Raw genomic sequence first — 16,663 nt, forward strand, 5'->3', positions numbered from 1 at the left:
ATGCCGCGCCGGAGGGGTTTGTTGTTTATGGTTTGTTGTTTATGGTTGATGCCGCGTTTTGGGACTCGCTTTTAATAAATGACTGCCTGAATTAAAGAACCATAAACTAAAAACCATAAACCATAAACTGGCTCTGCATTATTTTTTGTTAACAAATCTGGCAATGGTAGTAATCAACTCTTCGCTGACAGGGTTGCTGGAAGTAATGTATGTGGCCAGGTTTTCTTTTTTATCGCCTTCAACGACCCTGAAAATATGGTTCATGTTCTTAATAAGGGCCAGTTGCGCCTTCGTATTCGATTTGGCCAGCAGGTTGGCATCTTCAACGGTTACCTGCAGGTCGTTGGTGCCCTGTAATATCAGTACCGGGATCGTCAGTTTTTTTATTTCCGTTTGCGGATCATAATGAAACCATGATATCATATACGGTTGTACGCTTGGTCTGAACAGGGCAAAGAGCATTTTGGGAACCTGCTGAACTGTTTTTCCCTGTGCCAGGCTGTCGATAATGGGATAACTGGAGTCTTTGATCATGGAAGGCTGGCCGGACAGCTGTTCTTTCAGTATTTTATCGGCCGAACGGCCGGCCCCGGCAATGGAAATAAAACCATCGGCTTTTTTTAGCGCAGCGATCATACCTATCAGCGATCCTTCACTGTGCCCTGCCACCACCACTTTTGAAAAGCGGGCGTCTTTTTTCAGGGTATCTATCCAGGCCCGTGCATCGTTTATATAGTCCTCAAACCGCAGATCGGCTTCGCTTGTAAAGGCAGCGCGGCTTTCGCCCAGGCCCCGTTTATCGAAGCGTAGTGAGGCAATTTTATTAGCCGCCAAACCATAAGCCAGCAGTTTCAGGCTTTCATTCTTCATCATGGGATTATTGCCATTGCGATCGGTTGGTCCCGAACCGGCGATGATCAATGCCACAGGTATTTTGCTGCCGGCACTATCCGGTACCGTTAATGTGCCGGTAATATCGCCGTTGGCCGTATGCAGTACGAAGGTTGTTTCTGTAAAAGTAGTATCACCTGCCGTGTTCGACATCGATGGCAAATGGAAAACAACCGCAAAAATAACGGCTAGCCAAGCTTTCTTCATATTGCAGGTTTCTGGTAAATGTACTAATAACGGGCAAACTTTAGTTTGTATTTCCTGTAACCTTGAACAGGCAGCAGGCAACCGGCTGCTATTTCTTACTATAGTCCTTCAGCATTTGTTTTTCTTTCTGGCTCAGGCTGTTAATGCCCCGCCTGCTTATTTTATCGAGGATCCTGTCTATTTCCTGTTGCTGGTTGTACTTGCTCTCGTTGTATCTATGATCTATGGAGTAGTGATTGCTGTGCGTTTTAAAGAACAGGTTATCGACCATAAGTATATGCGGCCGGGTAATAATGAGGTAAATGAATACCAGCGTAGGGATAGAAATAATTAAAATGGTAATGTAATTCTCAACCAATGCACGCGGTACAAATGCAACGGCCAGCAACATGCCGATCATTGCGCCGCCGAGATGGGCTTCATGCCCGATATTATCTCTTTTTGAACGAACACCCCAAATGGTAAGGCCAATATAAACCAACCCGAACAGCCACCCGGGCATAAACATGATCCTGATACCGGGCGCAAGTGCAATGGTTGCGAAAATAACACCGTTTACCGCGCCGGATGCGCCAACCGATGTATAATCGCCCTGGTTTTTATAAACAAGCAGCGAGAGCAGGTCGCCGCCCGCCATACTTGCAAAATAAATAAGTAAAAATTGTAAAGGGCCGAGCGCACTTATCAGCGAGCCTGCGAAAAAAAACAAAGCCAGCATGTTGAAAATAAGATGCATCCAGCTCACATGCAAAAAGCCCGACGTGATCAGCCGTTTGTAATCTTTGTAAAGCCGCACTTTGTCAACGCCGAATTCATACTTCTCGAAAAAGGAACGGTCTTTAAACCCCCTGTATGAAACTAAAGAGGTAAGTATGATGATCAGTATGCTAATAACATCAGGTGTCATGAGAATAAGTTCATTATAATAAACATACTAACGATAATAGAAAGATGCAAATATTTGTTAAATACGGTTGATTAATGTGATAATGTGATAATGGAATAATGCCGCAAAGGCCGGCAGTCCTTAAAAATGCAAAGTTCAAGCGAAAGCAATCAGTATAACTTGTATTTCAATTATCACATTATCGAATTATCGAATTAATTCCGCTGTAGACGCACGCTCTATCAGTTGTGATGGCAGTACCATCTTTTTCTCAAACGGCATCAGTATTTTCTTTTCTATTAACTTAAATAAAATATTTGCCGCCTCGCGGCCGATATCATAAGCCGGTTGAATAATGGTCGAAAGGGCGGGATCGAACAGTGCGGCAGCCTGCAGGTTTGAAAAACTCACCACCTTTACTTCTTTCGGAATATGCAATTTCAGTTCTTTACAAACTTCATACGTGTTCACCGCAAATTTTTCAATGGCGGCAAAAACCCCATCAGGTGGTTGTTGTGAAAATACCTGGTGCAGGGTTTCGCGATTGATATAATCTTTCGCCGTTAATTCAATTACCTGTGGCGGAGTAGCGATCTTATATTTTTCAAGGGCGGCCAGGTAGCCCGCTTTGCGGCGGTTTGATATGCTCAGATTGCCGCCCATTCCCAGGAACGCAACGCGTTTGCAACCTCTTTTCAGCAGGTGCTCCGTTGCCTTGAACGCCATTTCCGCATCATTGGTCATAATATTGGGTACATCGAGCTCATCGCAGGTGCGGTCGAAAAGCACGAGGGGAAGACCTGCCTGGCGCCAGGCGTCGATGTGTTCGAAGCTGGTTGTGGTGTTGGAAACTGATACCATAACCCCATCTACCCGGCCATTGCGCAGCAACTGCAACATGTCGCGTTCTTTATTATAATCTTCGTGTGTAAGGTAGATAAGTACATGGTAGCCCTTGGTAGGCGATACCGATTCAATGCCATTGATCACCTGGGAGAAAAAATTGTTCTCGATCTCCGGAATGATGACCGCAATGGTCTTGCTTTTGTTCTGTCGCAGGCTGCTGGCATGCGGATTGGGCTGAAAACCCAGTTTTTCGGCCAGCTCGCGTACGCGTTCTTTTGTTTGCGGACTGATCTCATGACTGTCCCGCAAAGCGCGGCTAACCGTCGAAACGGCCAGGTTCAGTTCTTTCGCCAGCTTCTTTAAGTTCACTTGATCCATAGAGGAGCGTCCCCTACAAAGATTAAGAAATTACGGGCTATTTTCGCAAATTTTTCGAAATCGTTTGCAAAGAATTAGAAAAGAGAATTTGTTGAACCTATTCATACAAATTGTAACCTTGTGAAAAATTGTTATAAACAACAGCATTATGTATCAATTTGAACAAACAATGCGCTGGTTCGGGCCTTCCGATCCGGTTAGCCTGGCAGATATCAGGCAGGCGGGTTGCACAGGTATTGTATCAGCGCTGCACCATGTACCCAATGGCGCTATCTGGACAAAAGAAGAGATCCTGAAACGCAGGGAAACTATTGAAGCCGCCGGGTTAACCTGGTCGGTAGTGGAAAGCGTTCCGGTTCATGAAGATATCAAAACGCAAAAAGGGCCTTATAAACAATACATTGCCAATTATTGTGAAAGCATCCGCAACCTCGCGGCCTGCGGCATTCATATAGTTACTTACAATTTTATGCCGGTGCTCGACTGGACGCGTACCGACCTCTCATACACCGTTGAAGACGGTAGTAAAGCCCTCCGGTTCGAAAAAGCGGCAATGGTAGCGTTTGATGTATACATGTTGCAACGCCCGGGCGCCGAAAAAGACTATACGCCTGCCGAACTGGCAAAGGCGAAAGAACGCCTAGCCGGCATGTCGGAAGATGAGAAAAAGCTGTTGCAACGGAACGTCATTGCCGGTTTGCCCGGTAGCGAGGAAAGCTTTACCCTGCAACAGTTTCAGGCTGCGCTCGATACCTACGCCGGTATTGACGCCAAAAGATTACAGCAAAACCTGATCGAATTCCTGCAACAGGTTGCGCCGGTAGCCGAGGAAGCAGGTGTTAAACTGGTAATTCACCCCGATGATCCGCCCTATGCCATATTCGGATTACCCCGGGTAGTAAGCACCGCCCAACAGGTACAACAGTTGTTCGATGCTGTGCCCAACGTCAGCAACGGCCTTTGTTTCTGCACCGGATCTTTCGGGGTACGCGCCGATAATGACCTGCCTGCTATGGTTTTGCAATTCGGTAACCGCATCAACTTTATACACTTGCGCAGCACCCAGCGCGATGCCGATGGTAATTTTTATGAAGCCAATCACCTCGAAGGCGATGTGGACATGTACAGTGTGGTGAAAAGCCTGGTACAGGTAATGCGCGAGCGGAAAGTGAATATCGCTATGCGCCCCGACCATGGGCACCAGATGCTCGATGACCTGAATAAAAAGACCAACCCCGGTTATTCAGCCATTGGCCGTTTGCGCGGACTGGCTGAGTTGCGCGGCCTGGAGCTGGGAATTTCAAGGTCGATGATGTAAAGCGGCAATCGGCAATCGGCAATAATTTCCGGCGGCGCAAGGCCGTAATTAAATCTGAATAGCCGCGAGGCTATTCACAATTCACGGCCCCTAACTTACCACAGCCTTTTTCAGTGTTCCTGCAGCATGAAAAAGGCTGTTCTATTTTGATTAATTTATATATGTTGCCATGACGTTTACACATTGATAACATGTCGTTTCTCCGATAGTGATATGTAGTTAATACGAGTTGTTTCTTAAGTAGTTATGCGGAAGATAAGATGACTGGGTATTTTCAGCATTACCACATTATGGTATATAAAAATCGACCCTCGATATTGCATAATATCAAAAAACATTCTACTTTTGAGCGTCTTTATAACCTCTGATCGTCCAACTTCCTTTGACATTACCGATCGTTACCCGATTTTCCTTTCGAATCACCCCATTGGCCCGATTTCCTTTCGAAAGCCTCTGAACCAATCCTTTCGAATAGCCTCTGGTTTACTATTTACTTGTGTACCGTTTTTGCTTTTTATTGGACCTCAATAACCTAATTACGATCTGATATTCTCGTGACGAACGGAGAAAAGATGGTGATTTTGGCTATTGATGGAAATATTTTTGAAATTATAAATTATTGAATCTCAGTTAAGATGTGACTGAGAGAAGCGGGAGCTTTGCGCTGAGATGTGAGATAAACTGGTAGCATGAATAATAACTTACGTTGGTACGCCCTTTACACCCGGCCCCGGTGGGAGAAGAAGGTTGCCGAGCTGCTCGGAGTCAAACAAATTGAGAATTATTGCCCGATGCAGAAGCTGGAAAAGAATTGGAGCGACCGAAAAAAGATAATTTTGGAGCCCCTGTTTAAATCTTATGTGTTGGTTCGTTTGGCGCCGAAAGCACATATACCGGTGCTGCAAACCGACGGCGTCATAGGGTTTGTTACCTTTCAGGGAAAACCGGCCGTAATACGCGATGAGGAAATAGATACCGTGAAGCAGTTCCTGCAAAATTATGAGCACATACAGGTTGAAAGAATAGATGTGAATGTAAATGATGAGGTAACTATAATAAACGGCCCGCTGATGCAGCAAACAGGACAGGTGATGGAAGTGAATAACAGAATGGTGAAAGTAATGTTGCCTTCGCTTGGTTTTGCGCTTGTGGCCATAGATAAGAATAACCTTTCAAAGGGGTAAACCCAATAAAACTCTATAACAACAATAGTAATGGAAGAGACAAAGCAGTATCATTTAACGGTAATCGGTTTAGGTTATGTAGGATTACCACTGGCAGTTGAATTTGCAAAAAAATATCCTGTCACAGGCTTTGATATCAATAAAGAGCGTATAGCTGAATTACGCACTGGTAACGACCATACGCTGGAAATAAGCAGCGACCATCTGGGTTCGGTTCTTAAAAAGAAACAAGACAGCTTAACCGGTTTATGGGTGAGCGATCAGCTCGAAGACATTAAAACAAGTAATGTTTTTATCATTACGGTTCCCACCCCGGTTGATAAATATAACCGTCCTGATCTTACTCCCCTGGTGAAAGCCAGCGAAACAGTAGGAAAGGTGTTGAAGAAAGGCGATATCGTTGTATATGAATCTACCGTATACCCCGGTGTAACTGAAGAAGAGTGCGTGCCCATTCTCGAAAAGATCTCAGGCCTGAAGTTCAATGTAGATTTCTTTGCCGGTTACTCGCCCGAGCGTATAAACCCCGGTGATAAAGAACATACGGTTACAAAGATCAAAAAAGTGACTTCCGGTTCTACGCCCGAAGCGGCGCAGGCGGTAAATGAAATTTATAAAAGCATTATTGTAGCAGGAACGCACCTCGCGCCTTCGATAAAAGTGGCTGAAGCAGCTAAAGTAATTGAGAATGCACAACGCGATATCAACATTGCCTTCATCAATGAACTGGCCAAAATATTTAACCTGTTGGATATCGATACCCAGGAAGTTTTGGCGGCAGCATCTACAAAGTGGAACTTTTTGCCGTTCCGTCCGGGTTTGGTGGGCGGTCACTGTATAGGCGTTGACCCGTATTACCTGGCGCAAAAAGCGATGGAAGTAGGTTATCATCCCGAGATCATTCTGGCGGGCCGCCGGTTGAATGATGGAATGGGCGCATATGTAGCCGGCGAAGTGATAAAACTAATGGTGAAAAAAAGCATACCGGTTTCAGGTAGTAAGGCGTTGGTTTTAGGCATTACCTTTAAAGAGAACTGCCCCGATGTTCGCAATACGAAGGTTATTGATATCATCCGCCACTTGCAAAGCTACCACGTGCAGGTTGATATTTACGATCCCTGGGCTAACCCCGAAGAAGTATATGAAGAGTATGGCGTGAAAACGGTACAGGAATTACATGCTTCACAAACACAGTACAATGCCGTTGTACTCGCTGTAGCGCATAAACAGTTTAGTTATGACACCATCAAAAAATTATGCAGCGACTCATGTGTACTATTCGATGTAAAAGCTCATTTGAATAAAGAATTAGTTGACGCACGTTTATAACTATTAATTATGTACGATCAGAAATATCATACAACCGATATCAGCAAGGCCAGCTTTTTGATAACAGGCGGCGCCGGTTTTATCGGTTCAAACCTGGTAGAATATTTAATGACGCATGGCGCCGGCAAAGTGCGTGTGCTGGATAATTTCAGCACCGGTTCAATGGAGAATATTGAACCGTGGTTTGCCCGCCCTGAGTTTAGTTTGTTAGAAGGCGATATCCGCGACCTCGATACCTGTCGCCGCGCCGTGGAAGGAATTGATTATGTATTGCACCAGGCGGCGCTTGGTTCAGTACCCCGTTCTATCAATGACCCCATTACCAGTAACGATGTGAACGTAAGCGGTTTCCTGAACATGCTGGTGGCTGCCCGTGATGCCGGTGTAAAAAGAATGGTGTATGCAGCCAGCTCGAGCACCTACGGCGATCATCCCGGTTTGCCTAAAGTAGAAGATAAGATCGGCAACCCGCTTTCGCCATATGCGGTTACCAAATATGTTAATGAACTGTATGCACAGGTATTCAGCCGTACATACGATTTTCACACCATCGGCTTACGCTATTTCAATGTGTTTGGTCCACGCCAAAACCCACGCGGGCCCTATGCTGCGGTAATTCCGCTGTTTGTGCAAAGCGCATTGAAACAGGAAGCGCCTTTCATTAACGGCGATGGCGAAACGAGCCGCGATTTCACTTATGTTGAGAATGCCGTACAGGCGAACATAAAAGCGGTGCTGGCACAGGAGATCAAAAAGCATGAAGTAGTGAACATTGCCGTAGGAGAGAGCACTACGCTCAACCAGTTGTGGAAATTCATATGTGAGCATACAGGTATCAGCCTCGAGCCCCAATACCGCGAGGAGCGTAAAGGCGATGTGCGGCACAGCCTCGCCAATGTAAGCAAAGCACAGCAACTGATCGGTTATCAGCCCGCTGTAACAATTCAAAAAGGATTACAAACAACCGTGGAGTGGTATAAGCAGTCGTCGTTTATAAAAGTAACCTCTTAAACCTGCTGGTTAGCCGGCAACCGGAATTAATAAATTTAACGTACAATGAATAGAAACCACATACATCCGTTCACCCTCATCCTCTGTTTTGCAGCGTTTGTTCTGATGCTTACCACTTCTTGCAGTACCAGTAAAAAATTAAATTACTTTAATGATTTACCCAATGCAGAAACGTACGAGTTAAAGAATATGCCCGTGCCCGAACGTATTATCGAACGTGGCGACAGGCTCGATATCTCCTTTATCGTAAAAGACCAGGAAAGCGCCGCATTTTTCAATAAACACAGTATGACCGGTGTGGCTGGCGCCGTTGGCGCGGCTACAGGTGCAGCAGGTGCCGCAGGCAATTCCGATTACCTGATCGACCTGGAAGGTGAAGTGGAGATTCCGGTTGTGGGCAGGGTAAAGCTGGCTGGTATGACAATAAGCCAGGCGAAACAAAAACTGGTGGCACTGGTTAGTCCTTACCTGAAAGATCCGCTGGTTGAAATGACCTTCAGTACTTTCAAAGTGACCGTGCTGGGTGAGGTAAAGAACCCCGGAACCTTCGTGATCTCTGCGCAACATGCCACCCTTTTCGAAGCACTGGCGGCAGCAGGCGATCTGCCCCATAGCGCCAAACGGTACGATGTTCGTTTGCTGCGTAATTACAACGGCAAAAGAACAGTACATAAGTTTGACCTGAGAAAGTCAAGTGTGTTGGAAGATCCGGATATTTTTCAGATGCGGCCCAATGACGTGATCTACGTACAGGCCCGTTCCGGTTCATTGTTCAAAGAAGACTTCGGTTTAGTGGCTTCAGTGGTTACTATTCTTATTTCCGCCGTGACACTCGGATTTTCCATTCAAAACTCTAAAAACTAAAACTTTCAGCTATGGAGCAGAAGTATTATGATGAGCCAGAAGAAAGTAAAGGTTTTGACGCAAAACGACTTTTCTCTAAACTGGCAAAAGGCTATTACTGGCTTATTTTATCGGCTGTCGTTTGTTTAACCGCGGCTTTCCTGTATATACGCTATACAGTACCGTTGTACCAGGTGTCAACTTACATCCAGGTACAATCGCCCGGCGAAGTGACCACCAATATTCTGGGTGGTTCCGCATTTGGCCAGGGCGGCCCGGCTGCAGCCGCACAGGCGCAACCTGATTTGAACAGCGAAATCTTTAAGCTCGAGTCTGCAGCGCTTATACAGCAGATCGTAGACTCTTTGCATCTTGAAATTGAAATACTCACAAAGGGCCGGGTACGCGATAAGCCATTACACCTCGATTCATTACCATTTACCATCAAGGTAAAACGCTGGGATATTGATGAAGCAACCCCGTTGTACAAATTACTGGTAAGCGAAGACGGGTATAAAATTCAGCTTGAAAAGGAAATTGTAAAAGGTGCATATTTTCAACCGCTGATATTTAAACACGATACCATCATTATCGAGCCCAAACCTTTCCTTACCGTTCCGAAAGAAGTATACCTGTTGCGTTTTCCCGGTGTAGATGGCGCCGTTGCAAAGTATTCATCGCGGATCTCTGCCAGCGCTGTGCCCAAAGGCGGTATGGCCATGCTGCAGGTATCGGTAAGGGATGAAATTCCTGAAAGGGCGAAACAGATAGTGGAAGTACTGTTGCATAATTATGATAAAGCCAATTTCGAACATAAAAGCAAGGCGCTGCGTACAGAAATAGAGTTCCTCGAGAACCGGCTGGCAACAGTATCGGGCGAATTGTCGACACAGGCCAATAAAGTAAAAGATTTCAAATCGAACAACCGGGTGAACGACGTTGGTACTTCTGCCAACCAGATCCTTGGTAACCTGGTAACCCTCGATAGCCGCAAAAGCGAGAACGTGTTCAAGGAAAACCTGCTGAACCAGGTGGAAGCCAGTATTCAGCAGAGCGGTCAGGAGCAGATCATACCAAACGTTGCTGCTTTAACTGACCCCGGTTTAAGCGGTTTCGTGGATGGCTATAATAAACTGGTGTTAAGGAAGAAAGAGATCCTCGATCGCGGTACGCCGCAGGATATTCGTTTGCCTGAGATCAACGCCGGTTTGGCCACAGCAAAGAACAGCATTTATTCAAGTATTAACAGTATTCGCCAGCAACTGAGAACTGCCAATGCGCTGATCGCTTCACAGGAACAAAGCCAAACGGGCCGCTTCCAGGGTATGGCTGAAAAAGAAAAAGACCTGAACCAGACCAACCGGGTGCTGGGGGTAAAAGATGCACTGTATACGTTCCTGCAGCAAAAGATAGAAGATAAGAAAATGGAATACGCTTCAGCCGGAATTGCCGGTTCGCGTATCATTGACTGGAATATCAGCAAGAGTGTAAATCCCAAGCCTTACATGGTGTATGCCATCGGCTTTATTTTGGGAATAATGATCCCCGTGCTGGTAATTGTTGTACAGTTCATGCTGAACAACAAGATCGAAACAAGGGAAGATATCCATGGTATTACCGCGCTGCCGATTGCCGGTGAGATCATTCTCGATAACAGCAAGGCCGATGTGGTGATAGCGGAAGAAACCGTATCGCCGATCGCCGAACAGTTCAGAACACTGCGCACGAATATCTCGTACATGGGTTACGGTCCCGATCACAAAGTGCTGATGGTTACATCGAGCATGAGCGGTGAAGGAAAAAGCTTTGTGAGCCTGAACCTGGCAAGTTCGCTTGCCATCAGCAGCAAGAAAGTGATATTGCTCGAGTTTGACCTCCGCAACCCCAGTTTGAGCGAGCGGTTAGGTTTTAAAAAGTCTGCCGGTATAACCAATTTCTTACGTGGCGAAGGCCAGGTAGACGATCTGGTACAGGCGGTTCCTGAAATGGAAAATCTATCTTTCCTGAGCGCTGGTACGCCGTTACCGCTGAACCCCGGTGAGATCATTCTGAACCCAAGAATGAAACTCCTGTTCGATTACCTGCGGGCGCATTACGATTATATAGTAATGGATACGCCGCCGGTTGAAGCCGTATCAGATGCATTGTCGTTAGGTAAACTGGCCGATATCTCATTCTTTGTACTGCGCCATAAGTATACGCTTCGCCCATCGATAAAACTGATCAATCAGTTGCACAACGATCAGAAACTGCCACATATTTCGCTGATCATAAATGGTATTAAGCCGGGTTATGGATTCCAGCATGTATATGGTTACGGTTATGAATACGGACAAATGGGCAAAGGGAAGAAAAAAAAGAAAAGCTCAGACGGAAAATTAAAGATAGCATAGAAAGCAGAACTGCGAACGCATAACGCTCAACGAAAAGCCACCTGATATGGGTATGCCGCGTTAAGCGTTTGGCGTTACGCGTTCAGCGTATAAAAAAAGCAAGATGAAATTCTCTTTGAAGAAAAATTTCCTGACTCATTTCAAATATTACTACAGTATTATAGGTAGTAAATTATTGTTCTTTCTGGGGCTAAGCATTTTGATCAGCTTTCTGGATGGGATGGGGCTTGCCATGTTCATTCCACTGCTGAAAGCAGTAGGAGATGGACAGGCGCAGCAGGCTGCAGCCGATAACCAGGAGTCGCTGGGTCAAATTCAGCACATCATCAATCTCATCAAGAAAATGGGATTTGATCTTACTATTACCACCGTGCTGGTTTCATTGGTGTCGTTGTTTGTGTTCAAGGGGGCGATGAAATATTTCCAGATGAAATATTACGCCGGTTTACGCGAACTGTTCATCAAAAAAGTTCGATACAGGCTGGTGCAGAACCTGGAAGGGTTGTCATACAGCGCCTTTTTGAAAATTGATTCGGGTAAAATTCAGAATACGCTTACCGTTGAAGTGCAGCGGTTGTTCTCTTCATTTCATTTTTATTTTACCGCAGCCCAGGCATCGGTAATGTTGCTGACCTATATGTTCCTGGCGTTCCTGGCCAACTACCAGTTCGCCGTACTCGTATGCGTTGGAGCGGTGGTGTCGAACCTGATCTACAACAATATTTATAAAACCACCAAGAACGCTTCGAACGAATTATCGAAAAAGGGCGCCGACTTCAACAGCTTCCTCATACAAACCACGCATCACTTTAAATACCTAAAATCGACGAACACCTTTAACCGGTATTCAAGCAAGTTGAGGAATGTGATCAATCAGGCTGAAGGGTTGAACAAGAAGATCGGTCACATGACGGCCATTGCTACCAGTATAAAAGAGCCCATTATTGTAATAATAGTAATGATGGTGATTTTTGCCCAGCTGAACTGGATGGGTGCCAGTTTGGGCAGCATCATTTTGAGTTTGTTACTGTTTTATCGCGCCCTTAGCTACCTGGTAATGACGCAGAACTACTGGCAGGGCTTTATAGAGAACAGCGGCGGTATCAATTCCGTAACATCGCTTACCAATGAAATGGCGGCCCTGCAGGAAGTACACGGGCCGGTTGCCTTCAAAGCCATTCAGGACAAAGTAGCGCTTAAAGACGTTACGCTCTCATACGATAGTTTAAAAGTGCTCGATGGCGTCAATATAGAGTTGCGGAAGAAATCGACGATAGCGCTGGTAGGTGAGAGCGGCGCCGGTAAAACAACACTGGCCAATATGATCGCCGGCCTTATTCGTCCTGATTCGGGTGAACTGTATATTGACGGCATTCCAATGGCGCAATACAACCTGAACACCTACCGCGACAAGGTTGGTTATATTTCACAGGAGCCGGTTGTGTTCAACGATACCATCTTTAACAATATTACTTTCTGGGCCGAACCAACGCCTGAAAATATAAAGCGCTTCAACGATGTGCTGCGCATGGCTTCGCTGAATGGTTTTGTAGAATCGCTGCCTGAAAAAGAAGAAACGCGCCTTGGCGATAACGGGATCCTGATCTCGGGCGGACAGCGTCAGCGTATCTCCATCGCCCGCGAGTTATACAAACACACCGAAGTGCTGATCTTCGATGAAGCTACTTCGGCGCTGGATTCCGAAACCGAAAGGATCATCCAGGAGAATATTGAACAATTGCGTGGTAATTATACCATCGTACTTATAGCGCACCGCTTATCTACCATAAAAGAAGCAGATACCATTTACCTGCTTGAAAAAGGAAAGGTCACCGCTTCCGGTTCTTTCGATGAAATGGTGAACAAATCGACCCGGTTTCAGAAAATGGTTTCACTCCAGGGTATTTAGGGTAGCTACCCAGTTGATCGATCGCTCTTTAAAAAACATTGTCAGGAAGGCATTACGGGAACGTGATGCCTTTTTCCCGAAATGCATCCCTTGTTTTGTGCACATTGTTTCTTGTTAAAGCCCTGTGTTTTTTGATCCTTGTCCGATCTTTCAATCAAGGAAATAGCACCCTTATGATACCAATTACCAAACCTTTTATGCCCCGGCTTGAAGAGTATGAAAATTACGTTCGGGGTATATGGCAACGCCAATGGCTTACTAATAACGGTCCCCTTGTAAATGAACTGGAGCTACGGTTAAAGCAATACCTGAAAGTGCCGCACATGTTATATGTTTCCAATGGCACATCGGCATTGCAGATAGCGATCAGGGCGCTAAAGTTGAAAGGGGAGATCATTACGACCCCTTTTTCATTTATAGCTACTACCAGCAGTATATTGTGGGAAGGGTGGAAACCGGTATTCGTAGATATCGATCCCAACACATTCAATATCGATCCGGCGCTTATAGAAGCTGCCATTACACCGGAAACTTCGGCAATTATAGCCACACACGTTTTCGGAAATCCCTGCGACATAGACGCTATACAGGCAATTGCCCAGAAGCATAACTTAAAGGTTATTTACGATGCTTCCCATTGCTTCGGTACAAAATATAAAGACAAATGTGTTTTTCAGTATGGGGATATCAGCGTAACCAGTTTTCATGCCACCAAGCTGTACCATACTATCGAAGGCGGAGCCGTATTCACCATGAATGCAGATCTGCTGAAGGAAATGGCTTACATGCGCAATTTTGGTTTTAATGGTCCCGATGATTTTGCCTGCATTGGCATCAACGGAAAAAACTCGGAGTTCCATGCGGCCATGGGGTTGGTGAACCTCAAATACGCCGACGAGCTGTTGCAGAAAAGAAAATCGCAGTTCCTGCATTATGCCGAACTGCTGCAGGGCATGAACATGCAAATGCAAACCATTGATAAAAATGCCGATTATAATTATGCATATTTCCCCATCGTTCTTCCTTCCGAAGATCTGTTGAAGAAGATGGAAGCATATATGATCGGGAATGGGATACACCCGCGCCGGTATTTTTATCCTTCGCTGCACACGTTGCGGTTTGTAGAAAAGTATGAGTGTACAAACAGCCAGAGCATTGCGCCGCGGGTTATGTGTTTGCCCCTGCATCACGATCTGTCGGAAGAAGAAATGCACATGGTGGTAAGGATCTTATTGCGGGTACAGAATAATTTGCGATGACGGCAGCGATAATGCAACCCTACTTTTTCCCCTACATCGGTTATTTTCAATTGATACAGGCAGCCGACCGGTTTATATTGTTCGACGATGTGCAGTACATCAGGCATGGATGGATAAACCGGAACAGGATACTGAAACCCGCTGATGGTGTTCAGTATATAATAATGCCGCTGGCTTCACATACCAGGAATACCCCGATAAAAGATATCAGCGTGGCCGATGTAGAAGGTAGCAGGGATAAAATACTACGGCAGATTGAACATTATAAAAAGACTGCACCGTATTACAAACAGGTGCTGGCATTGATAGCAGATTGCTTTGCAGCTCCGCATAGTTCAATCACTGAAATGAACGCAGGTTATCTCAAAGCCATATGCGATTATATCGGTATCGAATATAAGATTGAAATATCGTCGCAAATGAACTTTGATTATTCAGGTGTGCAGAATGCAGGTGAATGGGCGTTGAGAATGAGCGAACAATTGCAGGCGACAGCATATATCAACCCGGTAAGCGGCATGGAGCTGTTTGATAAAAACCGGTTTGAGCAAAGCGATATCCGCTTACAATTTCTACAACCGGTTATAAAGGAATACGATCAGCGCAGGAAACAATTTGAGCCGGGGTTGTCGATCATCGATGTGATGATGTTCAACGAACCGGCTGCTATCAAAAATCTTTTAAACGATTACCAGTTAGTATGAAACCAGTGGGCGGTTATTTTGAACTGGAGTTAAGCAAAGGCCGGTATGCGTACCACGAAACGCCTTACACATTTAAAAGCGGCCGGTCGGCCCTGCACTATATACTACGTGTGTGTAAGCCGGCGCTTGTGTATGTTCCTGTTTATACCTGCAATGCCCTGTTGCAGTCGTTTGAAGCGGCAGGCATAACATATAAGCGGTATGCAATTGATGAAAAGCTCGATCCGGTTTCATTACCCGCTCTTCACAGCGGCGAGTATTTCTTATATATCAACTATTTCGGATTAAAAGATGCCACGGTGGAAATGCTTTCGGCCAGGTACGGCGAACAACTGATCGCAGATTGTACCCAGGCCTTTTTTGTAAAGGGAAATGGCTGCTCGTGGTTCTTTAATTCATGCCGGAAATTCTTTGGCGTACCTGATGGCGCTTACCTGTATCCGCCCGGTCATTTACGACCCGATGTGGTTGAGGGCAGAAATGAAACGTATACGGTCGCGCATTTGATGCAGCGATTTAACGGTCATGTGCAGGAAGGGTATAAAGCATTTACAGAAAATGAACAGTTGTGTGGTGCGGAAATAACGGGCATGTCGGTGTTAAGTGAATATTTATTATCGAATACCGATCATGCCGGTGTAATTAACCGCAGACGGGCCAACTTCAGCTACCTGCACCAGGTGTTCAGGGATATAAACCGGTTTTCCATAACCGCTTACGAGGAAGGCGTTCCGATGGTGTATCCGTTGATGACCGGTATGCCGGTTGACCGGGAAAAGCTGTACAGGAACAGGATCTTTGTTCCCACATTCTGGGAAGAAGTGAAGCAAGCCGATAGCCGTAAGTTTTCAACAGAAATAAAGCTGGCAAACAACTTGTTGCCATTACCAATAGATCACCGGTACAGTGAAGATGATATGCAAAAAATGGCGGAAGTAATACAACTTACCATATGAGCAACCAAGTGTACATACGGCCATTGCGGATAGAAGATGCGCTTATATCTTACCGCTGGCGCAACGATCCCAAAATATGGCGGTTTACCGGGTCACGTCCCGACCGCTTTATTACCCCCGAAATGGAAACAGCCTGGATCACCGCTGTGCTGCAGCGCGAAAATGAAAAGCGGTTTGCCATTTGTTTAAGTGAGGACGACCAGTACATAGGAAATGTATTTTTTACCGATATAAAGAACAGCGAGTGCCAGGCCCACATCTTTATAGGCGAGGTTAAGTATTGGGGCGGGCTTAGGGCCTATGAAGGCGGATGGATGGCGCTCGCACACATGTTCACCAACCTTAACCTTGAGCTGGTATATATGGAAATGCACAAAAACAATCCCGGTATGGGCGGTGTAAAAAAAATGGGTTGGAAGCCCATGGAAGAAATGCCCAACGGTTTTGTAAAACATGTGTTTAGCCGGCAAATGTTTGAGCAGGCGCGGCCGGTTGTGGAAGCGCTGTTACAACAAAAAAGATCAAAGCCTGATTTGTTAACATAAGCAT

General features: G+C 45.7%; 14 protein-coding genes. 11 read left to right on the forward strand and 3 right to left on the reverse strand.

Going from position 1 to position 16,663, the window contains the following annotated elements:
- Positions 1–138: 138 nt before the first annotated feature.
- The 3 genes from A4R26_RS05555 to A4R26_RS05565 all read right to left on the reverse strand — a co-directional run bounded on the left by A4R26_RS05555 (position 139) and on the right by A4R26_RS05565 (position 3,208).
- Positions 139–1,098, reverse strand: a complete 960-nt coding sequence (locus A4R26_RS05555) for an alpha/beta hydrolase (protein WP_081161828.1) — start codon at positions 1,096–1,098, stop codon at positions 139–141.
- An 88-nt stretch (positions 1,099–1,186) separates the two neighbouring features.
- The gene (locus A4R26_RS05560; RefSeq protein WP_081161831.1) at positions 1,187–2,005 is read right to left on the reverse strand and encodes a rhomboid family protein; all 819 of its coding nucleotides are present in this window, start codon (positions 2,003–2,005) and stop codon (positions 1,187–1,189) included.
- 186 nt (positions 2,006–2,191) lie between these two features.
- Positions 2,192–3,208, reverse strand: coding sequence for a LacI family DNA-binding transcriptional regulator (locus A4R26_RS05565; RefSeq protein WP_081161834.1), 1,017 nt, complete (start codon positions 3,206–3,208; stop codon positions 2,192–2,194).
- A 148-nt stretch (positions 3,209–3,356) separates the two neighbouring features.
- Here A4R26_RS05565 and uxuA point away from each other — a divergent pair, with 148 nt between their 5' ends.
- The 11 genes from uxuA (at position 3,357) to A4R26_RS05620 (ending at position 16,659) form a co-directional block, all read left to right on the forward strand.
- Entirely contained in the window at positions 3,357–4,526 is a 1,170-nt protein-coding gene (gene uxuA, locus A4R26_RS05570) for a mannonate dehydratase (protein WP_081161838.1), read from the forward strand.
- Positions 4,527–5,215: 689 nt separating this feature from the next.
- Entirely contained in the window at positions 5,216–5,710 is a 495-nt protein-coding gene (nusG, locus tag A4R26_RS05575) for a transcription termination/antitermination protein NusG (RefSeq protein WP_081161841.1), read from the forward strand.
- Positions 5,711–5,740: 30 nt separating this feature from the next.
- Positions 5,741–7,039: a nucleotide sugar dehydrogenase gene (locus A4R26_RS05580; RefSeq protein ID WP_081161844.1), complete on the forward strand. Its 1,299-nt coding sequence runs from the start codon at positions 5,741–5,743 to the stop codon at positions 7,037–7,039.
- 9 nt (positions 7,040–7,048) lie between these two features.
- Positions 7,049–8,050 (forward strand): SDR family oxidoreductase, encoded by a 1,002-nt coding sequence (locus tag A4R26_RS05585; RefSeq protein ID WP_081161847.1) that lies wholly within the window; start codon positions 7,049–7,051, stop codon positions 8,048–8,050.
- Positions 8,051–8,095: 45 nt separating this feature from the next.
- Entirely contained in the window at positions 8,096–8,914 is an 819-nt protein-coding gene (locus A4R26_RS05590) for a polysaccharide biosynthesis/export family protein (RefSeq protein ID WP_081161849.1), read from the forward strand.
- An 11-nt stretch (positions 8,915–8,925) separates the two neighbouring features.
- On the forward strand, positions 8,926–11,286 hold the full coding sequence (locus tag A4R26_RS05595) for a GumC family protein (protein ID WP_081161852.1): 2,361 nt from the start codon (positions 8,926–8,928) through the stop codon (positions 11,284–11,286).
- A 103-nt stretch (positions 11,287–11,389) separates the two neighbouring features.
- Positions 11,390–13,195 carry an ABC transporter ATP-binding protein gene (locus A4R26_RS05600; protein ID WP_081161855.1) on the forward strand — a complete coding sequence of 602 codons (1,806 nt, stop codon included), beginning with the start codon at positions 11,390–11,392 and terminating at the stop codon, positions 13,193–13,195.
- Positions 13,196–13,368: 173 nt separating this feature from the next.
- Entirely contained in the window at positions 13,369–14,454 is a 1,086-nt protein-coding gene (locus A4R26_RS05605; protein WP_081161857.1) for a DegT/DnrJ/EryC1/StrS family aminotransferase, read from the forward strand.
- Positions 14,451–15,158, forward strand: a complete 708-nt coding sequence (locus tag A4R26_RS05610) for a WbqC family protein (RefSeq protein WP_081161860.1) — start codon at positions 14,451–14,453, stop codon at positions 15,156–15,158. Before A4R26_RS05605 ends, A4R26_RS05610 begins: the two co-directional genes overlap by 4 nt.
- Positions 15,155–16,114 carry a hypothetical protein gene (locus A4R26_RS05615; RefSeq protein WP_081161864.1) on the forward strand — a complete coding sequence of 320 codons (960 nt, stop codon included), beginning with the start codon at positions 15,155–15,157 and terminating at the stop codon, positions 16,112–16,114. The genes A4R26_RS05610 and A4R26_RS05615 overlap by 4 nt, the downstream gene beginning before the upstream one ends.
- On the forward strand, positions 16,111–16,659 hold the full coding sequence (locus A4R26_RS05620) for a GNAT family N-acetyltransferase (RefSeq protein WP_081161868.1): 549 nt from the start codon (positions 16,111–16,113) through the stop codon (positions 16,657–16,659). Before A4R26_RS05615 ends, A4R26_RS05620 begins: the two co-directional genes overlap by 4 nt.
- Positions 16,660–16,663: the final 4 nt, after the last annotated feature.

The organism is Niastella populi, assembly GCF_002078015.1.
Lineage (GTDB): Bacteria > Bacteroidota > Bacteroidia > Chitinophagales > Chitinophagaceae > Niastella > Niastella populi.

Coding starts and splice junctions, on each gene's coding strand:
- A4R26_RS05555 (WP_081161828.1), bottom strand. CDS start 1,098: ATGAAGAAAGCTTGGCTAGCCGTTATTTTTGCGGTTGTTTTCCATTTG.
- A4R26_RS05560 (WP_081161831.1), bottom strand. CDS start 2,005: ATGACACCTGATGTTATTAGCATACTGATCATCATACTTACCTCTTTA.
- A4R26_RS05565 (WP_081161834.1), bottom strand. CDS start 3,208: ATGGATCAAGTGAACTTAAAGAAGCTGGCGAAAGAACTGAACCTGGCC.
- uxuA (WP_081161838.1), top strand. CDS start 3,357: ATGTATCAATTTGAACAAACAATGCGCTGGTTCGGGCCTTCCGATCCG.
- nusG (WP_081161841.1), top strand. CDS start 5,216: ATGAATAATAACTTACGTTGGTACGCCCTTTACACCCGGCCCCGGTGG.
- A4R26_RS05580 (WP_081161844.1), top strand. CDS start 5,741: ATGGAAGAGACAAAGCAGTATCATTTAACGGTAATCGGTTTAGGTTAT.
- A4R26_RS05585 (WP_081161847.1), top strand. CDS start 7,049: ATGTACGATCAGAAATATCATACAACCGATATCAGCAAGGCCAGCTTT.
- A4R26_RS05590 (WP_081161849.1), top strand. CDS start 8,096: ATGAATAGAAACCACATACATCCGTTCACCCTCATCCTCTGTTTTGCA.
- A4R26_RS05595 (WP_081161852.1), top strand. CDS start 8,926: ATGGAGCAGAAGTATTATGATGAGCCAGAAGAAAGTAAAGGTTTTGAC.
- A4R26_RS05600 (WP_081161855.1), top strand. CDS start 11,390: ATGAAATTCTCTTTGAAGAAAAATTTCCTGACTCATTTCAAATATTAC.
- A4R26_RS05605 (WP_081161857.1), top strand. CDS start 13,369: ATGATACCAATTACCAAACCTTTTATGCCCCGGCTTGAAGAGTATGAA.
- A4R26_RS05610 (WP_081161860.1), top strand. CDS start 14,451: ATGACGGCAGCGATAATGCAACCCTACTTTTTCCCCTACATCGGTTAT.
- A4R26_RS05615 (WP_081161864.1), top strand. CDS start 15,155: ATGAAACCAGTGGGCGGTTATTTTGAACTGGAGTTAAGCAAAGGCCGG.
- A4R26_RS05620 (WP_081161868.1), top strand. CDS start 16,111: ATGAGCAACCAAGTGTACATACGGCCATTGCGGATAGAAGATGCGCTT.